This window comes from Streptomyces sp. NPDC004629 (assembly GCF_042873595.1).
GTDB lineage: Bacteria > Actinomycetota > Actinomycetes > Streptomycetales > Streptomycetaceae > Streptomyces.
The window spans coordinates 23,100-40,944 of the sequence record NZ_JBIALO010000044.1 but is presented as its reverse complement, the minus strand read 5'-3'; the positions used below and the strand labels follow the sequence as shown (position 1 = coordinate 40,944).

The window sequence follows — 17,845 nt, the reverse complement described above, 5'->3', positions numbered from 1 at the left end:
CGGTCAGCCGGTGGGGAAGAGGCTCGACACGTCGTCGCCTGTGAGGACCTGCTCGCCGGTGTCCGTCTCGGCGGCCAGGCTGAGCTTGACCGTGTGGGTCTGCGCCGACTTGCCGCCGCCCTTGCCGCCGAGGGAGACCACCCAGAACCGTACGCCGGCGTTGGCCTCGGCGGTCTTCTCCACCGCGACCTGGAGTTCCAGGTCGATGGAGTTGATCCGGAACCGTACGTCCTGGCCGGCCGCCGCCAGCCGGGCACGGTCGATCTCCGACCGAAGTGACGTGAGCAGATCGGCCAGTTCGATGTCCATACGGTCCCCCGGAACGACGCGGAATCAGTCTGCCGCCTGTGGCGTGAGTGCAGTGTCTCAGATGACGAGGCGACGACAGGATGAACCGGCCACATCCCCACGGGGAGCCTCCGGCCCACCAACGGCTGAAACGGCGCCCCCGGGACGGGTCTTCGACCGAGAACCACCGCGTTCTGGGGGGCACCCGCTGGGCAGGTGGTGGTCGGGCCGAGCGGGAGCGGACCCGTTGCCGCGGTGGCAGTCGCCGTCAGGTCAGTAGGGCTTCGGTCCAGGTGGGGGTCGGGCCGAAGGTGAGCAGGCCTGTTGGGGCGCCTGCCAGTTCGTCGGTGGCCGGGGCCAGGCGGGTGGCGATGGCGGTGCGCAGTGCGGGGTCGTCGAGTTGCAGGGCGGCGGCGGCCGTCAGACAGCACAGCGCCTCGTACATCAGGTCGGCCGGCGGCTCCGGCAGGGCCCGTAGCGCCGCGTGGGCCTCCTCGGTCCGGCCCGCCCGCAGCAGGGCCAGCGGCCGGACCCACGGGCGGTAGGGGCCCCAGTCCTCGGCGAGGTCGACGTCGGCGTCGCGCGGGCGGCGGCCCGGACGCAGGGTCAGGGACAGCCGGGTCAGCGGGACCAGGCCCGCCGTGAGGCCCGGCATGCCGCAGTCGGCGAGCGCGGCGTACAGGGACCGGTAGGCGCGCTCGGCCCGCGCAGGGGTCCCGGTGGCGGCGGCGCGCAGGGCCGCGTACCCCGTGGTGAACACGGCCACGAGCGGCAGTTCGTGCCGCCGGGACAGCCGGTCCGCGGCGGCGGCGTGGGCGTCGGCGGCCGTGAAGTCGGCGAGGGCCGCCCGTGCCTGCACCCGGATCAGATGCCCGAGCACCTCGTAGGTGACCAGGCCGTGCCGGGCGGCGAGCGCGACGAGTTCCGCGCCGGTCGCGTCCCGGACCGGGGCGAGGCCCGCGCGGGTGCAGGACTGCATGAAGACGCCGTTGAGGGCGAACGCCAGCAGGGCGGGGTCGTCGAGGCGGCGGGCCATCCGCTCGGCCTGCCGTGCGGCGGCCGGGCCGCGCGGGGAGCGGGTGCCGCGCATCTCCACGGCGACGGTGGCGAGGAGACGGCAGCGGACCGCCTCGTACGACTCGTCCTGCGGCAGCGCCGTCAGGGTGCGCTCGGCCGCGGCGACGATGCGGGACGCGGCCTGTGGGTCGTCGGCGCGGGTCCACAGCGCGGGCACGTCGAAGGCGCCGATGACCCGGGCGGTCAGCTCCGGGTCGCCGGTCTCCTCCGCCGCGGTCACGGCCGCGAGCCGGTGCTCGCGGGACTCGGCGAGACCGCCGCCGCCGGTGACCGCCAGGTTCCTGAGCAGGCCGACGGTCGACTCCAGTCGGGCCCGGGCGCCGGCGGCCACCGTCCGGTCGTACGCCTCGGTCGCCCGCGCCCACAACCGGGCCGCCGCCGGCGGCTCGGCCAGCGGCTCGGCCGGGCCGTCCAGGCGCGGGTCCTGGGCGAGGATGTCCGCTTCCAGGCGGCGCAGCTCCGGGCCGGGGTCGAGGCCGAGCGCGTCGGCCAGGCTCGTGCGGGCGCGGCGCAGCACGGCGAGCGCGTCCGCCTGCCGGCCCGTGCGGTACAGGGCCAGGGCCAGCAGCCGCCAGGCGTGCTCGCGCCAGGGGTGACCGGCGCTGTGCGCGTCGAGGTCGGGCACCGCCTCGGCCGGCCGGCCCAGCGCGAGCAGTGTCTCGGCCCGCCGTTCCACCGCGTGCAGCCGCAGTTCGGTCAGCCGGGCCCGCTCGCCCCGGCACCAGTCCTGGCCGGCGAAGTCGGCGTAGGCGGGTCCGCGCCACAGCGCGAGCGCCGCGCCGAGCCGTTCCAGGGCAGGCTCGGGCGGCAGCGCGGCGGCGTCGGCGACGGCGTCCTCGAACCGCCGGGCATCGACGGAGCCGGGCGCGGCCCGCAGCGCGTACCCGGGTCCCTCGGTGACGAGGAGCCGGGCGGGCGCCCGCGGCGGACGTTCCGGCTCCAGGGCGCGGCGCAGGTCGGCGACGAAGGTCCGCAGGGCGCCGACGGCGTTCGGCGGCGATTCCTCCCACAGGTCGGCGACCAGCCGCTCGACGGGCACGACCCGGCGGCGGGCCAGGATCAGCCGGGCCAGCACCGCACGGTGACGCGGGCCTTTCAGAGCGACCGGGGCACCCTCGCGCTCGGCCGCGACCGCGCCGAGCACCCGGAACACCACCCGCTCCATACGTCCGCCTCCCTGTGTCCGCCGCCGCGCCACCCCGTGCCGCCGCCTGCCGGCGTGTGCCGCCATGTGCCGCCGTGTGCCGCGCCGTACTGATCGGATGCTGATTCACGGGCGGCAGCCTCGGGGGCATGGACTCACACGACACCACGATCCCCGGTTTCGCACGGCACCGCGTCCCCGTCGCCGACGGCGTCGCCCTGCACGCGGCCGTCGGCGGCAGCGGCACCCCGGTGGTGCTGCTGCACGGCTTCCCGCAGACCCACCTGATGTGGCGGCACGTGGCCGCCGGCCTCGCCGCCGACCACACCGTCATCTGCCCGGACCTGCGCGGCTACGGCGCGAGCGACAAGCCCGCAGAGAGCCCCGACGGGACGACGTACGCCAAGCGCACCATGGCCGCCGACATCGTCGCGCTGGCCCGTGCCCTGGGTCATGAGCGGTTCGCCCTGGCCGGGCACGACCGCGGGGCGCTGGTCGCCTTCCGGGCCGGCCTCGACCATCCGGGGGCGGTCGACCGGCTGGCCCTGCTCGACGTCCTGCCGACCCTCGACATGTGGGAGGTCCTGCACGGCAGTTCGGCGGCCGTCGCCTTTCACCTCTATCTGATGGCCCAGCCGCCGGGCCTGCCCGAGCGGCTGATCGCGGGGGCGCCGGACGCCTTCTTCGGCCACTTCCTCGACGTGTGGACCCGCGACCCGGAGGCGATCCCCGCCGAGGTGCGCGCGGTCTATCTGGCGGCGGCGCGGGCGGCCGTACCGTCCGTGGTCGCCGACTACCGGGCCTCCGCGGGCATCGACGTGGCGCACGACCGCGCCGACCGGGAGGCGGGCGCCGTGCTCCGCATGCCCGTCACGGTGCTCCAGCAGGACTGGGGCGCCGCCCTCGGCTATGACGCGGCGGCCCTGTGGCGGGCCTGGGCCCCGGACCTGGACCACCGCACCGTCGCGTGCGGGCACTTCATGGCCGAGGAGGACCCGACGGCGGTCACCGCGGCGCTGCGCGACCTCCTGAAGCGCTGACCGCGCACCCGCAGACGACGTCCGGGCGCGCCGACGGACACGCGAACGGCCCCGCGGAGCACGGGGGACCGTGCTCCGCGGGACCGTGTGCGACCGGTGTGCGACGGCTGCTCGGTGACACCTACTTGGTGACAGCCACTTGATGACGGCTACTTGGTGACAGCTACTTGATGTAGACGAGGCCGTCCGTGGTGATGGTCGGGCGGCCGCTGGTGCCGACCACGACGATCTTGACGGTGTGCTTGGCGCTGCTGGACCAGGTCTTGGTCCATATGGCCTGTCGGTACAGCGTGCTGGACGACTTCAGGTCGACCGTCGCGACCTTGGTGCCGTCGACATACACGTACGCCTGTCCGGAGCCGGAGGCGCGGGAGACCACCCAGGCGGCCGAGCGGCCGGTGAAGGTCCAGGTGAGGCTCGCGTTCTTGGCGGAGCTTGAGTACGACTTGCCGCCGAGGTAGCTGGAGCTGGAGCGGGTGGACCAGGTGCCGGTCTTGGTGGCGGAGCTTTCCTGGAGGATCACGGGGGTGTAGGAGGGCGAGGACGTGCGGTAGTTGCCGGCCCAGTCGTAGGCCCGCATGGACCAGGTGGTGGCGGAGCCGGACGGGGCGGTGCGGTTGGAGCTGGTGGTGGTCGGGCCGAAGGTGACGGCCGTCGGGGACAGCAGCTTCACCTGCCGCAGGGCGGTCTCGTCGGCCGCCTTCCAGCCGAGCGCGACCGGGACGGCGGTGGTGTTGACGGTCCCGGTGCGCAGGGACAGCTTCGGCGAACTGGTGAAGGTGGGTGCGGTGGTGTCCGCCACGACCTTCACCGAGGCACTGGTGGCCGTCCTGCCGGACTGGTGCACGGCCCGCACCGCCACCGTGTGGCTGCCCACGGCCAGCGTGGTGCCGGCGGACGTGGCGGAGCCGGCGAGGGTGGCGACGGTCTTGCCGTCGACCAGCAGCTGGTACTTGGAGATGAGCGAGGCCGGCGTGGTGGCCGACCACTTCACGGTGACGGCGCCCTTGGTGTAGTAGGTCGTGCCGTTCTGGGTGGCGCCGGAGACCGAGGAGACCTTCAGGCCCTGCACCGGACCGGCCGCGAGGGTGCGGATCGTCGGCAGCTGCGCGTAGAGCGCGCTGCCGGGGCATTGGGTGTTGTAGCCGTCACGGTGCGCGGAGATCCGCGGGAAGGTGTACTTGGTGCCCGCGGTGAAGCTGGTGCCGAAGTAGTTCTTCTGGGTCGCGCCCGCGGTCAGCTGCACGGTCCCGGCCGGATCGGCGCCGTACTGCCCGAGCTTCCAGGCCGCGACCCGGGCGATCGAGGTCAGCGCGGCGTTCGAGGCGCTGACGGTGGTGTTGGTGCCGAGCACCGCGATGCCCGCGGACTCCCGGTTCCAGCCGTAGGTGTGGGCGCCGAGCACCGGCCGGTCGACGCCGCCCTTGCGGCCCTCGAAGACGGTGCCGCACTTGTCGACCAGGAAGTTGTAGCCGATGTCGTTCCAGCCGTTGGTCTTCACGTGGTACGTGTAGATGCCCCGCACGATCGCCGCCGAGTCGGCGCACGAGTAGTCGTTGGCGCTGTCCGTGTGGTGCACGAACACGGACTTGACGTCCGCGTTGTACTCCGAGGGGTCGGGGCTGATGGATTCGTCGGCGCCCCAGCCGGCCCGCGAGACCATCGGGGGCTGCGGCACGGTGGACGGCGGCGCCGGGGGAAGGCTCGCCGACTCGCTCGCGGAGGGCGACGCGGAAGCGGACGCCGACGCGGAGTCCGAGGGTGACGCCGAGTCCGAGGGTGACACGGAGTCCGAGGGAGACGCGCTTGTCGACGGGGACGCGGAGTCCGAGGGGGACACGCTTGTCGACGGGGACGCCGAGTCGGTCGAGGTGGCGCCGGGGCTCTCCGTGACGGCGAAGGCGGCCGGGTCGGCGTCGCCGCCGGACTTCAGCTCGGCGTCGGTCACCACGCCCGGGTCGACCAGGTTGACCTGGAGTCCCGGGGGCAGCGCGCGGGTCGAACCGTCCTTGCGGACGACCTGGGCCTGGACGCCGTCGGAGGGACCGACCCACAGCGGCTCGGAGGCGCCGCGCGCCTCGGCCTCGGGGGCCTCCGGCGGGTCCGCGTTCACCTCCAGGTCGTGCCAGGCGCCCCACTCGCCGGTGGCCAGGTCGCGGGTACGCACCTGCGCGGTCCCGTCCAGCCGCTGGGCGGCGCCCTTCCAGGAGACGCCGAGCATCGAGAACTGCTGGGTGCTCGTCCGGGCCAGTTCCCGCTTGTTGCTCGCGGCGCCCTTCAGGGCGAGTGCGTAGACCTTCGCGGGGCGCTTGGTGCGGGCCGCGGCTCCGTGCCCGTCGGCGGGGCTGGCGACGGCGTAGGTCACCACGCCTCCGCCACCCAGGACGACCGCCCCCAGCGTCAGCCACACCCGGCGCTTCAGGTTCAACGGTCTGTACGCATGCGACGTACGACTCACGACGTAATCCACCCCTAAAAAGGCCGCTGAGGGTCACACAGGACCCGCGGCGTAAGTCACAGGAGGCACACCCGACACATGGGTGCACTGTTGTCTTCAGCGCACCTGGGGCACCGAATGTCACCCGGGCCTCATTGCGACGGTGGCACCCGCCCCGACCGCAGGCGCGTCACGGCCGTGCGACGCCACCGCGCGTTCACCCCGGGTCCACCCGCTGCCCGCCGCCGCGCGAGCGCCCCGCACGGCGAACGGGACGCACGACGGCCCCGGTCGCCACGGCGCCGCCGTCATGTGGCCTTCGCCGTGGTGGCCGCCCTCACGCGCCCGTCCTCACGGCCCGTCCTCATGCGACCATCGTCATGGCGCCGTCCTCATGGCCGTCCGCATGTGGCCATCGTCACGGCGCCGTCCTCATGGCCGTCCGCATGTGGCCATCGTCACGGCGCCGTCCTCATGGCCGTTCTCATGTGGTCGGCGCCGTGGCAGGCCGTTCTCATGTGGTGGGGGTCATCGCGTCGGCTCGGGGTGCAGGAGGCGGGCGAGCAGGTCGTCCAGGGTGACCAGGCCGGTGAGGCGGCCGTCGCCGTCGCGGACCACGGCGAGCGAGGCCCGGTGCCTGCGCAGTTGCTCGATCGCCTCGCTCACCGTGTCCCGGTCGGTCAACTCCGGTACGGGCCGGGCCAGTTCACGGGCGGTGACGCCACGTCCCCGGGACCGCGCGATCAGCGCGTCGCGGGCGTGCACGGAGCCGACGATCCGGTCGCCGTCGCGGACCAGCAGCCGGTTGCGGTCGTGTGCCGCGGCGGTGGCGAGGACGGTGTCCGCGTCCGCGTCCGCGGGCACGGCGGTGATCAGGTCGGCCGGCACCTGGAGCGCGGCGACCGGGTTCTGCGGTTCGGTCAGCGAGCTGGTGAGCAGCTGTGAGTCACCCTTGCTGATCAGGCCCAGCCGCTCGGACTCCACGACGAGATAGGTGAGCTGTTCGCGGTTGTGGACCGCGGCCAGCTCGTCGCGCGGGGTGACCCGGCACAGCGCGACCAGCGCGTTGCTCATCCGGTTGAGCAGCCGGATCAGCGGCCGTACGGCCCGCACCACCGCCCGGAAGGCCGGGGAGAGCAGCATGGCGGACCGCTCGGGATGGGCGATGGCCCACGACTTCGGGGCCATCTCGCCGACCACCATGTGCAGGAAGACCACCACGATCATGGCGATGGCGAAGGAGACGCCGTAGCTGACTCCGCTCGGCAGGCCCACCCGGTGCAGCAGCGGGTCCAGTTCGTGCGAGATCGCGGGCTTGGACAGCGAGCCAAGGCCCAGTGTGCACACGGTGATGCCGAGCTGTGCGCCCGCCAGCATCAGCGACAGCTCGCGCATGCCGGCCAGCGCCGCCTTCGCGCCGCGCCGCCCGTCGGCCGCGGCCTTCTCCATGCGGTGCCGTTTGGCGGCCACCAGCGCGAACTCGGCGGCGACGAAGAAGCCGCTGCCGATCAGCAGCAGCGCGGTGACGAAGAGCGCCATCGGGAAACTCATGCCTGCTCCTCCTCACCCGCGGACCCGGTGCCGGCGCCGACGGTGGGCGCCCGCTCCAGGCGGACCCGTTCGGGGACGTGCCGGTCGAGTCCGCGGACCTCCAGGACGGCCCGGCCGCCGTCGGCGAGGGAGACGGTGACCCGGTCGCCCACGGCGGGGAAGCGGCCGAGCCGGTCGACGATCAGGCCGGCCACCGTGTCGTAGTCCTCCTCCTCGGGCAGTTCGATCCCGGTCGCCTCGGCGATCTCGTCCAGTCGGCGCCCGGCGTCCACCAGCCAGCCGCCGCCGTCGGCCACGGCCGGCTCGGTCACGGTGTCGCTCTCGTCGGCGATGTCGCCGACCAGTTCCTCGGCGATGTCTTCGTAGGTGACGACGCCCGCCACACCGCCGTGCTCGTCCAGGACGACCGCGAACTCGTCGTCCTGCTCGCGCATGCGGCGCACGGAGTCCGGCAGCGGCAGCGTGTCGGGCAGCAGCAGGGGCCGCCGGGCCAGCGCGCCCGCGGTCGTGGCGGCGAGGCGCCCGGCGGGCAGGGCCGTCAGCTCCCGTACGCCGAGCACTCCGGCGACGTCGTCCGGGTGGTCGCCGAGCACGGGGTAGTTGGAGTGTCCGTGCGCGGCGATCAGGTCGACCGCCTCGGCCGCGGTGGCGTCCTTGCGGACGAAGACGGCGTCCGCCCGCGGCACCATCACCTCGTCCAGGGTGCGCTCGGAGAACTCCAGGGCGTGGTCGAGCAGGTCGGCGGTGGCCTTGGGCAGTTCGCCCTGCTGGTGGGACTCGCCGATCAGATGGCCCAGCTCCTCCAGGGTGGCGCCGTGGTGCAGTTCCTCGACCGGCTCGATGCCGGCCTTGCGCAGCAGCCGGTTCGCGGCGCCGTCGAAGACGTGCACGACGGGGCCGACGACCTTCAGATACGCCAGCGTGGACCCGGCCAGCGCCTTGGCCAGCCGCTCCGGCACGGCGATCGCGAGGTTCTTCGGGGCCAGTTCGCCGAGCACCATCTGGACGACCGTGGCCCCGGCGAAGGCGAGCACGACGGAGACTCCGCTCACCGCGGCGTCGGGCAGGCCGAGCCCGGACAGCGCCGGCCGGAGCAGCGCGGACACCGACGGTTCGGCGATGAAGCCGACGACCAGTCCGGTGACGGTGATGCCGAGCTGGGCGCCGGACAGCATGAACGACAGCCGCTCCAGCACCTTCAGGGCGCGGGCGGCCTTCTTGTCGCCGGCCTGTGCCTGGCGCGCGAGGGCGAGCCGGTCGGCGGAGACGTAGGCGAATTCCTGGGCGACGAAATAGCCGGTGGCGGCGGTCAGGACGAACACGGCAAGCAGGCCGAGCGAGGCGCTCGCGGCACTCATCGAACACCACCCCGCCACGTGCCGTGCTCGGAAATGTTCCGGCGGGATGGTCGGGGACTGTGCCCCGGGGGGTCCGTCGATCTGGCGGACAAGGCTTGTGCTCCTCCTGAATAGGGGTGGACCCGATGAACAAGGCGAACAAGGGGGACAAGGGGGGAACCGGTGCAACGACGGCGGCCACCGGCAGGTTCCCCGCGGCTGCGGCGCCGGCCTGCCCACGGCCGGGCGGGCCGCGGGCAGACCGAGGGGCGGACATCGCCAGGTCGGACGTCGCTCGGGTCGGACGTCGCCGGGTCCGGCGTCGTCCGTGTCAGACGCCGTCCGTGTCAGACGTTGACGCCGAAGTCGGCGGCGATGCCGCGCAGGCCGGAGGCGTAGCCCTGGCCGACCGCGCGGAACTTCCACTCGGCGCCGTGCCGGTACAGCTCGCCGAAGACCATCGCCGTCTCGGTCGAGGCGTCCTCCGACAGGTCGTACCGGGCGATCTCCTGGCCGCCTGCCTGGTTCATCACCCGGATGAACGCGTTGCGGACCTGGCCGAAGCTCTGTCCGCGCAGCTCCGCGTCATGGATGGAGACGGGGAAGACGATCTTGTCGATGTCGGCGGGTACGGCGGCGAGGTTCACCTTGATGCTCTCGTCGTCGCCCTCGCCCTCACCGGTCAGGTTGTCGCCGGTGTGCTCCACCGAGCCGTCCGGGCTCCTGAGGTTGTTGTAGAAGACGAAGTGTGAGTCGGAGGCGACCTTGCCGGAGGTGTTCAGCAGCAGCGCGGAGGCGTCCAGGTCGTAGTCCGCGCCGGTCGTGGTGCGCACGTCCCAGCCGAGGCCGACCAGTACGGCGGTCAGGCCCGGCGCCTCCTTGCTCAGCGATACGTTGCCGCCCTTGGCGAGGGAAATTCCCACAGCTCGTCCTTCCGGTGTGGTCCGTCGGTACCGTCACTGCTTCCAACGCGGACCCCACCCCCCACGGTTCCAACCTTGCGCAACAACGAAAGCGTCCGGTACGCAGGCGCCGCGGCAAGGACAACCGCGGGCCGATCCGGCGCGAATCAATCAGACGGACCCCCGGAAGCCGGGGTCTGTCGGGGGTTCTGGGCGTCCAAGGTGTGCAGCAGGCTCAGCGAGCGGTCGAGGAGCAGCCGCGTGGCCTCGGCGTCGTACGACGGGAGCGTGCGGTCGGCGAAATAGTGCTGGTCGCCCGGGTAGAGGAACAGCTCGGCCCGGTCCGCCGACGCGACCAGCGCCCGCGCCGCGTCGAGGTCGCCCTCACCGGCGAAGAGCGGGTCGGACTCCTTGCCGTGCACCTGGACCGGTACGCCCTCGGGCCAGTCGGTGCCGAACTCCGCGGCTGGCACACACGCGTAGTACAGCAGCGCCCCGCGCGCCCCCGGCCGGGTCTGCGCCAGCATCTGCGCGGGCAGCACACCCAGCGAGAACCCGGCGAAGACCAGCTCGGCGGGCAGGTCCTCGACCGCGCGGGCGCCGCGCTCGATCACCTCGCCGAACCCGATCCGCCGGACATGGGCCATCCCCTCCTCCAGGGTGTCGAACATGCGGCCCTCGAAGAGGTCCGGGGTCCGCACCGTGTGCCCGGCCCGCCGCAGCTCGTCGGCGAAGCCGGTCACCCCCGGCGTGCGCCCGAGTGCGTGATGGAACAGGACGACCTCGGCCATCCCTGCCTCCTGCTGTGCGTCGGCGACTGCGATCGGCCCGAACCTACTCGCCCGCTCCGACAACGCACCGTCACCTCGGCATCCGTGGCGGCCCGCGCTCTTGCACCGCGGCGATGTGGCGCACGCCACACAGCAGGCCGCAGTTTTTACCCGGCGCAATGATCGGCCGTCGTGGTCGCCGCGTATTTCGTGGTACGAGTCGTTCGCCCCAGGAGGCACCATGCGCATGTCCCGCAGCACGATCGGCACCGTCTTCGTGGCCGGCGCACTGGGCATGACCCTCACCGCGCTCGCCTACCCCGCGATGCTCGGCGTGCAGAACACGTCGGACAGCCCCTCCAGGATCATCGCCAACACCCGCTACGGGCCGCTCACGGAGGCCGACCGCGACTTCGTCGTCAAGGTCCGCTCCGCCGGGCTGTGGGAGTACCCGCTGGGCGAGATGGCCCTGAAGAAGGGATCCACTGCGCAGATGAAGGAGGCCGGCAAGCATCTGATCGTGGGACACGCGGGGCTGGACGAGCTGTGCCGCAAGATCGCCCCGGAACTCGGCATCACCCTGCCCAACCAGGCCACGCCGCAACAGCAGCAGTTCGTGGAGACCTCGGCCGCGCAGTCCGGCAGGCAGTTCGACACGACCGCCGCCAACATCATGCGGGTCACCCACGGGCAGATCTTCCCGTCGATCGCCAAGATCCGCGCCAATACGCAGAACACCCTCGTGCGCGAGCTGGCCGACCTCGCCAACGACACGGTTCTCGACCACATCACCGTCCTGGAGAAGACCGGAGTGATCAACTTCGACCAGGTCAACTTCCAGCAGACCACCCCGCCCAAGCTCCCCAAGGAACAGCTCACCCCGCCCCCGCCCCAGGCCGGCGCCCCGGTGGTCGCCCTGACCCCACGCCCCGACCTGAACATCAACACGACGTCCCCGACCCCAAGCCCGTCCACAGGCTGACGCCCTCCCCGGAACGCTCCAGGACACCCGCATGCCGGCCGGAGGGAACGCGGCGCCGTCCATTGCCGTCCTCCGGGTGGGGACGCTACGGGCGAGGAGAAGAGGGGGCCTGCCGTGTCCACTCGGCAACCGGACAGCGAAGGACCGACGGGCGGGGGCGACGGCACTCCGCCCGTCCCGGACACGGTGTGGCAGCGGTTCCTCGACGACTCCGAGCGGGCCATCCGCAGGTCGGCGCCCAGAGAGCCGTCCGCGCGGGAGCGGGCCGCGCCGCCCCCTGCGGCGCCGCAGCCGGACGCGGTCGGCGAGCTGTGGCAGCCGCGGGACCTGTCGTACGGCCCGGCCTGGCGGGACCTGGACGGCCCCGCCAGGCGCCGCCGGGTGGGCCGCGTCCTCGGCACGATCGCCGCGGCCGCACTGGCCCTGTCCGCCCTCTCCCTGCTGCCCGCGGGCTCGGGCGGCAGCCCGGCGGGCCCCGACGAGGCGACCCGGCAGCAGTCCGAGGACCTCCCCGACCCGCTGCCCACGGCGACCGCCTCGCCGACCGGCCCGACGCCGCCCGGTCCGACGCCGGCGAACCACTCCGGGTAGGACCTGCCATCGCGCCGTCACAGGAGGACACTGAAAGGCGAGGGCTGGCCTGTCGGTGCCGCAAAGGGGGTGTCGACCATGGCAAGGACACAGCTCAGCCGGGCGCGGACCTGGCGCTGGCGCCGCAATCCGCTCAGGCGCCGCAGCGACGTGATCGAAGCCTGGCTCGTGCTCGCGGCGTGGGTGATCGCCCTGGTGGGCAGCGCGCTCGCCGGACTGCTGGCGGCGTCCACGGTGGGAAGCGATCTGGCCCGGCAACGGACGGAGCGGCACCCGGTCGCGGCCGTCGTCACCCAGAACGCACCGGCCGGCCCGTCCGCACAGACCCTGGACGGCGGTCATGTCTGGGCGCCCGTGCGCTGGCAGTCCCCGGACGGTTCGACGCACCTCGCCCGGACGCAGGTGCCGCCCGGCGCACCGCAGGGCACCCGGGTCACCGTGTGGACGGACACGCACGGCAAGCTGACCGCGAAGCCGCTGTCCGGCGGCGAGGCGACGTTCCAGTCGGTGTGGACCGGCGTCCTGGTGGCGGTGGCCACGGCCGGCGGCGTCGCCGGCTGCGCCCAGTTCGCCCGCTCCCGGCTTGAGCACCGCCGCATGGAGCAGTGGGCCGAGGAGTGGGAGCGCGTCGACACCCGCTGGGGCGGCAAGACGGGCTGACCCCCGCCGCGCCCCCGCACTCCCGAGCCCGCCACCACACTCCGGCACCCCGCCCCGCCCGGCGACCCCACACCCCGCCCCACCCGGCGACCCCACACCGCGGCACCCCGTTGCCGCACACCCCACCGGCCCACGCCCAGACACACCCCACACCCACACCCACACCCACACCCACAAGGGCGACCGGCCCACCGACGCCCGCGCCGGCGCATGCGGTGAATCTGCGCAGGAGTGGCACACGGGCTGCACACAGACTTTCGAAAGGCTCGTTACCGTTGCTGGCCGCTCGCCCGGTGTGCGAGCGCGACCAGGCCGCGCCCCAACGGGACCACGGCGCCAGCGATCCAGGAAGACCGCGCATGGACTACTGCTCCTCGTGTCGTCGATACCTCAACGGCGCCCTGGTGTGTCCCGGGTGCGGCGCCTACGCCCCCGACATCGCACCGCACACCACCGCGGTCACCGCCTCCGCCCCGGCCCTGCCGGCTCTGCCGGTCCTCGCGGCCGAGACCGCCGCCGCCCGGCCGCCCGCGGCGTGGGACTCCTGGCCCGGAACGGCCCCGCCGGACGAGCCCGGCGCCGCGCCCGACGCCACGGACACCGCTGACGCCGCGCCCCCGGCCGACGATGTCGACAGTCCGGCGCCCACGGGTGAGGGACGCGCGGCGCGCCGCCGGCAGCGGGCCCGGTGGAAGAAGAGCCAGCGCCGGGCCGTGGTGGCGACGGCCGTAGCGCTTGTCGGGGGTGGCCTCACCGTCGTCTCGATGGACCGTCATTCGGCCGCCCGGCCGCAGGCGGCGACGGCTCCGGACAACCGCGGCATGGGCCTCGCGGACGAGCTGCCGGGGCAGTCCCCCGCGGCGACGCCGACCGCCGACCGCACCTCGACCACCGCGCCGCGCCCGCAGGACCCGGGGACCGGCAGCGCCCCGCGGCAGCGGACCGTGGCGGCCACCGCGCCGCGCGCGACGTCGCCGGCCCCCGACCCGGACGCCGCCCGCGCGCCGCGCCCCGTCGTCACCTCCGTACCGGAGCAGCCGAGCGCCACGCCGTCCGCCGCGGCGTCGGACCCGGCCCGCACCGGTACGGCGGCACAGCAGCCGAGCAGGCCCGAGACCGCCACCACCCCCGCGCCGGACCCGGACACCCCGCAGACCAGCGGCCCCGCCCCGTCGGCGCCGCCCGCGCAGCCGCCGCGGCTGTGCGTGCTCGTGCTGTGCCTGGGCTGACGCCGTATCACGCACCCCCGGCGTTCCGCCCCTGCGCACCCCCTCAGCTGCGCACCCCCTCATCCGACGGAGGAATAAGAACAGAAGGGGCATACAGGGACTTAAGTCGCTGTAACCACCCAGCGCTGCCATAGTGCGGCCATGAAGATCACGAAGGCGTCGTCCCTCGTCCTCACCGGTGCCGTCGGGATCGCCGGTGCCGCCCTCCTCGTCGGCACCCTCCCCCTCGACGGCCGCCGCGCCCCCGCCGGCTCCGGCGCGCAGGCGCCGGTCGCGGTCCCGTCCCCCGGCGCCCCTGGCATCGGCGACCCGCTCGTGCCGCTCGACGGCAACGGCGGCTACACGGTGCGCCGTTACACGCTGGACTTCGACTGGCGGGCACCCCGTACGCCGTTCGCCGCCGGTGCCACCATCAGCGCCACCGCCACCCAGGCACTGTCCCGCTTCGACCTCGACTTCGCGGGCAACACGCTGCACACGGTCACTGTGGACGGCGCGCCCGCGCGGGCGGTGCGCGAGGGCGACGAACTCGTCGTCACCCCGGCCCGGCCGATCCCGGACGGCGCCGCCTTCACCGTGCACGTCTCCTACACCGCCGACCCGACGCAGCAGCGCCACCGCGACGACGCGATCGGCGACTACGGCTGGGTGCCGACGGCCGACGGCACCGTGCTGTGTCTCCAGCCCGACGGCGCCAAACTGGTCTTCCCGGTCAATGACCATCCGAGCCTGCGCGCCCCGGTCACCTTCCGCGTCACCACCCCGCCGGAGCTGAGCGCGGTGGCGGGCGGCCGGCTGGTCGAGCGGGTGCGCAGGCCCGACGGCCGGATCCGCTGGACCTACGACTCCGAGCAGCCGGTCGCCGCACAGCTGGTGCAGCTGGCCATCGGCAGGTTCACGTTCGCCGAGGGCCGCGGCCCGCGTGGGCTGCCCGTGCGGGACGCGGTGCCGCAGGATCTCGTCGGCGGCACCGCCGCGTACCGGGCGCTCACCCCGGGGCACCTGGAGTGGCTGGAACAGCGGCTCGGTCCGTACCCCTTCCGGCGCTACGGCGTACTGGTCGGGGACGCCGACCTGCCGGTGGCGCTGGAGACGCAGTCGCTGTCCGTCCTGCCGAGCGCCACCCTGCTGGGCGACCGGGTCGGCGCCGAACGGGATCTGGTGCACGAGCTGGCCCACCAGTGGACCGGCAACAGCGTCGCCCTGCGGCGCTGGTCCGACCTGTGGCTGAGCGAGGGTCACGCCCGTTTCTACGAGCGCCTGTACACCGACGCGCACGGCGGCCCCGACCTGGAGGACGCGATGCGCTCGGCGTACGAGCAGCACGACCGGTGGCGGCACGAGGACGGGGCACCCGCCGAGCCCACCGGATCCTCGCTGTTCCGTCAGATCCGCTACGACGGCTCGGCGCTGGTGCTCTACGCCCTGCGCGAGGAGGTCGGCGAGGACACCTTCGAGCGGATCGAACGCACCTGGGTGACGCGCTATCAGGGCCGGGCCGCCGGCACCGGCGACTTCATCGCGCTCGCCTCCGAGGTCGCGGGCCGGGATCTGAAACCGTTTCTGACCCCGTGGCTGTACGGCGCGCACACCCCGCCGATGCCCGGACACCCCGAATGGCAGGTGACTCCGGTCGAGGACTGAACGGGGCCGCCGCCGGGCCCGGACACGCTGCCGCCGACCGGGTGGCCTGTGCCGCGCGGCTGGTCCACGCCGGTGACTCTCGGCGCGCGCCTGCGCGCCGGGCAGGGAAACGTATGAGAGGTGGCGTGCGGGGCAACTCCCTTGTCCTGGTTGCGCTTGTCCATGTTGCGACGAGCCCGTTGGAGTCACCTGCAATGAAGAAACGTGTCGCCTCCCGTGTCCTCATCGCCCTGCGCGGCCACCGGCTGACGGTCTGTGTGGCCGCGTCATCGGTGCTCGCGCTCCCCCTGCTGGTCATCCCGCCCGGTGGCGGCGACACGCCGGACGACCGGAGCCTGCAGCATGACTTCCAGGCCGCCGCGAAGGAGTACCACGTACCGCAGAGCGTCCTCCTGGGCGTCTCCTATCTCCAGTCACGCTGGGACACGCACTCCGGTGCCCCGAGCGTCGCCGGCGGGTACGGGCCGATGCACCTGGTGGACGGGGCCCGGATGCCGCCCGCCGCCTCCTCGGGGCCGCCGCCGACCGAGGAACAGAACCTCGCCGGGCCGCCGCCGCGGGCACCGCTCCCGATGAGCCGCCCGTCCCTGCAACCGGCCGAGCTGCGCCGCGCCGCCCGGCTGATCGGCGCCCCGGCGGAGCGGGTGCGCACGGACCCCGGCGCCAATGTGCGCGGCGGCGCCGCGGTGCTGGCGGCGACCCAGCGGGAACTCGGCAAGCCGCTCAGCGACAACCCGGCCGACTGGTGGGAGGCGGTGGCCCGGTTCCCGGGCTCGACCGACGCCGCCACGGCGACGACCTTCGCGAACGACGTCTTCGCGCTGATCCGCAAGGGCGCGCAGCGCACCACCGAGGAGGGGCAGCACGTCACCCTGACCGCCCAGCCGAGCGTGCGCCCGCGCCCGCAGCAGGCACCGAAGGACCCGGACCGGCCCCAGCAGGTCGAGTGCCCGCAGGAGGTGACCTGCTCCTGGCTCAGCGCGCCGTACGTCCAGTTCGACGACGAGTACGGCAACCACGACCTGGCCGACCGGCCCCGCGACGAGAAGATCGAGTACATCGTCATCCACGACACCGAGGCGTCCCTGGACTCCATGCTCAAGACCATCCAGGACCCGACGGAGGCGTCCTGGCACTACTCGGTGCGCTCCAGCGACGGCCACATCACCCAGCACATCAGGACCAAGGACGAGGCATGGCACTCGGGCAGCAAGTTTGTGAACGCCCGGTCGATCGGCATCGAGCATGAAGGTTTCCTCACCCAGCCCGACGCCTGGTACACGGAGGAGATGTACCGGTCGTCGGCCCGGCTCGTGCGCTATCTGGCGACGAAGTACGGCATCCCGCTGGACCGGCAGCACATCTTCGGCCACGACAACGTGCCCGCACCGACCGGCGACACCATTCCCGACATGCACGACGACCCGGGCCCCTACTGGGACTGGCGGCACTACTTCGACCTGCTCGGCGCGCCGCTGAAGGCCACGGCCGGGGCGGACAGCGCGATGGTGACCATCCTGACGGACTACGCCACGCACCGGCCGACGTACACGGGCTGCACCGGGGACGGCCTGCCGTGCGCGTCGCACGGCTCCAGCGCCGTACGGCTGCACACCGAGCCGCGCGAGAGCGCCCCGCTGATCCAGGACCGGGGCCGGCGCCCCGACGGGGAGAGTTCCACGACGGACGTCAACGACCTGGGCTCGCGGGTCTCCTCCGGCCAGACGTACGCGGTCGCCGGACGCCAGGGCGACTGGACGGCGATCTGGTACCTGGGCCACAAGGCGTGGTTCAAGAACCCGAAGAGCCACCCGACGGCCGTCGGCGCGGCGGGCAAGATGGTGACACCGAAGGACGGCCTGACCGAGATCCCGGTGTACGGGCGGGCCCTGCCGGAGGGCGACGCCTACCCGGCGGGCATCGAGAAGGCGACCGAGGCGCCGCTGCCGTACACCATCGACGCGGGCCAGCGCTATGTCACCCAGGCCCGCCTGACCGGCTCCTACACCGACCGGTCCACCTTCGCCTACTCGCCGAGCCCGGTGGTGAAGGGCAGCGAGGAGTACTACGAGATCCAGTTCGGCCACCGCCTCGCCTATGTCCGCGCCGGCGACGTAGTCGTGATCAACGCCCCGGGCACACCCCCCGACCAGCCCACCCAACCCCAGCCCAAGTGACAACCCGCCCCGGCAC

The 17,845-nt window shown here is 73.5% G+C and carries 14 protein-coding genes; 7 read left to right on the top strand and 7 right to left on the bottom strand.

The features are described 5' to 3' along the window. Window positions 1-3: 3 nt before the first annotated feature. Together ACFYTE_RS38770 and ACFYTE_RS38765 are read right to left on the bottom strand one after the other, a co-directional pair. Window positions 4-309, bottom strand: a complete 306-nt coding sequence (locus ACFYTE_RS38770; RefSeq protein ID WP_351742983.1) for a trypco2 family protein — start codon at window positions 307-309, stop codon at window positions 4-6. Window positions 310-556: 247 nt separating this feature from the next. Continuing rightward, on the bottom strand, window positions 557-2,530 hold the full coding sequence (locus ACFYTE_RS38765; RefSeq protein WP_388721227.1) for a BTAD domain-containing putative transcriptional regulator: 1,974 nt from the start codon (window positions 2,528-2,530) through the stop codon (window positions 557-559). Window positions 2,531-2,658: 128 nt separating this feature from the next. Here ACFYTE_RS38765 and ACFYTE_RS38760 point away from each other — a divergent pair, with 128 nt between their 5' ends. Next, the gene (locus ACFYTE_RS38760; protein ID WP_388721224.1) at window positions 2,659-3,549 is read left to right on the top strand and encodes an alpha/beta fold hydrolase; all 891 of its coding nucleotides are present in this window, start codon (window positions 2,659-2,661) and stop codon (window positions 3,547-3,549) included. A 163-nt stretch (window positions 3,550-3,712) separates the two neighbouring features. Here ACFYTE_RS38760 and ACFYTE_RS38755 read toward each other — a convergent pair whose 3' ends face one another. The 5 genes from ACFYTE_RS38755 to ACFYTE_RS38735 form a co-directional block, all read right to left on the bottom strand. Next, window positions 3,713-5,971 (bottom strand): N-acetylmuramoyl-L-alanine amidase, encoded by a 2,259-nt coding sequence (locus ACFYTE_RS38755; RefSeq protein ID WP_388721269.1) that lies wholly within the window; start codon window positions 5,969-5,971, stop codon window positions 3,713-3,715. 543 nt (window positions 5,972-6,514) lie between these two features. Continuing rightward, on the bottom strand, window positions 6,515-7,537 hold the full coding sequence (locus ACFYTE_RS38750; RefSeq protein ID WP_388721221.1) for a hemolysin family protein: 1,023 nt from the start codon (window positions 7,535-7,537) through the stop codon (window positions 6,515-6,517). Further along, on the bottom strand, window positions 7,534-8,895 hold the full coding sequence (locus ACFYTE_RS38745) for a hemolysin family protein (protein ID WP_388721218.1): 1,362 nt from the start codon (window positions 8,893-8,895) through the stop codon (window positions 7,534-7,536). The genes ACFYTE_RS38750 and ACFYTE_RS38745 overlap by 4 nt, the downstream gene beginning before the upstream one ends. Before the next feature lie 326 nt (window positions 8,896-9,221). Further along, window positions 9,222-9,797, bottom strand: coding sequence for a TerD family protein (locus ACFYTE_RS38740; RefSeq protein ID WP_388721215.1), 576 nt, complete (start codon window positions 9,795-9,797; stop codon window positions 9,222-9,224). A gap of 146 nt (window positions 9,798-9,943) precedes the next feature. Next, window positions 9,944-10,567: a dienelactone hydrolase family protein gene (locus ACFYTE_RS38735; protein WP_388721211.1), complete on the bottom strand. Its 624-nt coding sequence runs from the start codon at window positions 10,565-10,567 to the stop codon at window positions 9,944-9,946. 220 nt (window positions 10,568-10,787) lie between these two features. Here ACFYTE_RS38735 and ACFYTE_RS38730 point away from each other — a divergent pair, with 220 nt between their 5' ends. The 6 genes from ACFYTE_RS38730 to ACFYTE_RS38705 all read left to right on the top strand — a co-directional run bounded on the left by ACFYTE_RS38730 (window position 10,788) and on the right by ACFYTE_RS38705 (window position 17,829). Beyond that, window positions 10,788-11,528: a DUF4142 domain-containing protein gene (locus ACFYTE_RS38730; RefSeq protein ID WP_388721208.1), complete on the top strand. Its 741-nt coding sequence runs from the start codon at window positions 10,788-10,790 to the stop codon at window positions 11,526-11,528. A 114-nt stretch (window positions 11,529-11,642) separates the two neighbouring features. Beyond that, complete coding sequence (locus ACFYTE_RS38725; RefSeq protein ID WP_388721205.1) at window positions 11,643-12,119, top strand: hypothetical protein; 477 nt, start codon at window positions 11,643-11,645, stop codon at window positions 12,117-12,119. Between the two features lie 78 nt (window positions 12,120-12,197). Next, the gene (locus tag ACFYTE_RS38720; RefSeq protein ID WP_388721201.1) at window positions 12,198-12,779 is read left to right on the top strand and encodes a hypothetical protein; all 582 of its coding nucleotides are present in this window, start codon (window positions 12,198-12,200) and stop codon (window positions 12,777-12,779) included. A 359-nt stretch (window positions 12,780-13,138) separates the two neighbouring features. Further along, on the top strand, window positions 13,139-14,008 hold the full coding sequence (locus ACFYTE_RS38715) for a hypothetical protein (protein WP_388721198.1): 870 nt from the start codon (window positions 13,139-13,141) through the stop codon (window positions 14,006-14,008). 141 nt (window positions 14,009-14,149) lie between these two features. Further along, window positions 14,150-15,652, top strand: coding sequence for a M1 family metallopeptidase (locus ACFYTE_RS38710; RefSeq protein WP_388721195.1), 1,503 nt, complete (start codon window positions 14,150-14,152; stop codon window positions 15,650-15,652). A gap of 194 nt (window positions 15,653-15,846) precedes the next feature. Then, on the top strand, window positions 15,847-17,829 hold the full coding sequence (locus tag ACFYTE_RS38705) for an N-acetylmuramoyl-L-alanine amidase (RefSeq protein WP_388721192.1): 1,983 nt from the start codon (window positions 15,847-15,849) through the stop codon (window positions 17,827-17,829). Window positions 17,830-17,845 lie beyond the last annotated feature (16 nt).

Coding starts and splice junctions, on each gene's coding strand:
- ACFYTE_RS38710 (WP_388721195.1), top strand. CDS start 14,150: ATGAAGATCACGAAGGCGTCGTCCCTCGTCCTCACCGGTGCCGTCGGG.
- ACFYTE_RS38765 (WP_388721227.1), bottom strand. CDS start 2,530: ATGGAGCGGGTGGTGTTCCGGGTGCTCGGCGCGGTCGCGGCCGAGCGC.
- ACFYTE_RS38730 (WP_388721208.1), top strand. CDS start 10,788: ATGCGCATGTCCCGCAGCACGATCGGCACCGTCTTCGTGGCCGGCGCA.
- ACFYTE_RS38745 (WP_388721218.1), bottom strand. CDS start 8,895: ATGAGTGCCGCGAGCGCCTCGCTCGGCCTGCTTGCCGTGTTCGTCCTG.
- ACFYTE_RS38750 (WP_388721221.1), bottom strand. CDS start 7,537: ATGAGTTTCCCGATGGCGCTCTTCGTCACCGCGCTGCTGCTGATCGGC.
- ACFYTE_RS38715 (WP_388721198.1), top strand. CDS start 13,139: ATGGACTACTGCTCCTCGTGTCGTCGATACCTCAACGGCGCCCTGGTG.
- ACFYTE_RS38770 (WP_351742983.1), bottom strand. CDS start 309: ATGGACATCGAACTGGCCGATCTGCTCACGTCACTTCGGTCGGAGATC.
- ACFYTE_RS38735 (WP_388721211.1), bottom strand. CDS start 10,567: ATGGCCGAGGTCGTCCTGTTCCATCACGCACTCGGGCGCACGCCGGGG.
- ACFYTE_RS38720 (WP_388721201.1), top strand. CDS start 12,198: ATGGCAAGGACACAGCTCAGCCGGGCGCGGACCTGGCGCTGGCGCCGC.
- ACFYTE_RS38760 (WP_388721224.1), top strand. CDS start 2,659: ATGGACTCACACGACACCACGATCCCCGGTTTCGCACGGCACCGCGTC.
- ACFYTE_RS38705 (WP_388721192.1), top strand. CDS start 15,847: ATGAAGAAACGTGTCGCCTCCCGTGTCCTCATCGCCCTGCGCGGCCAC.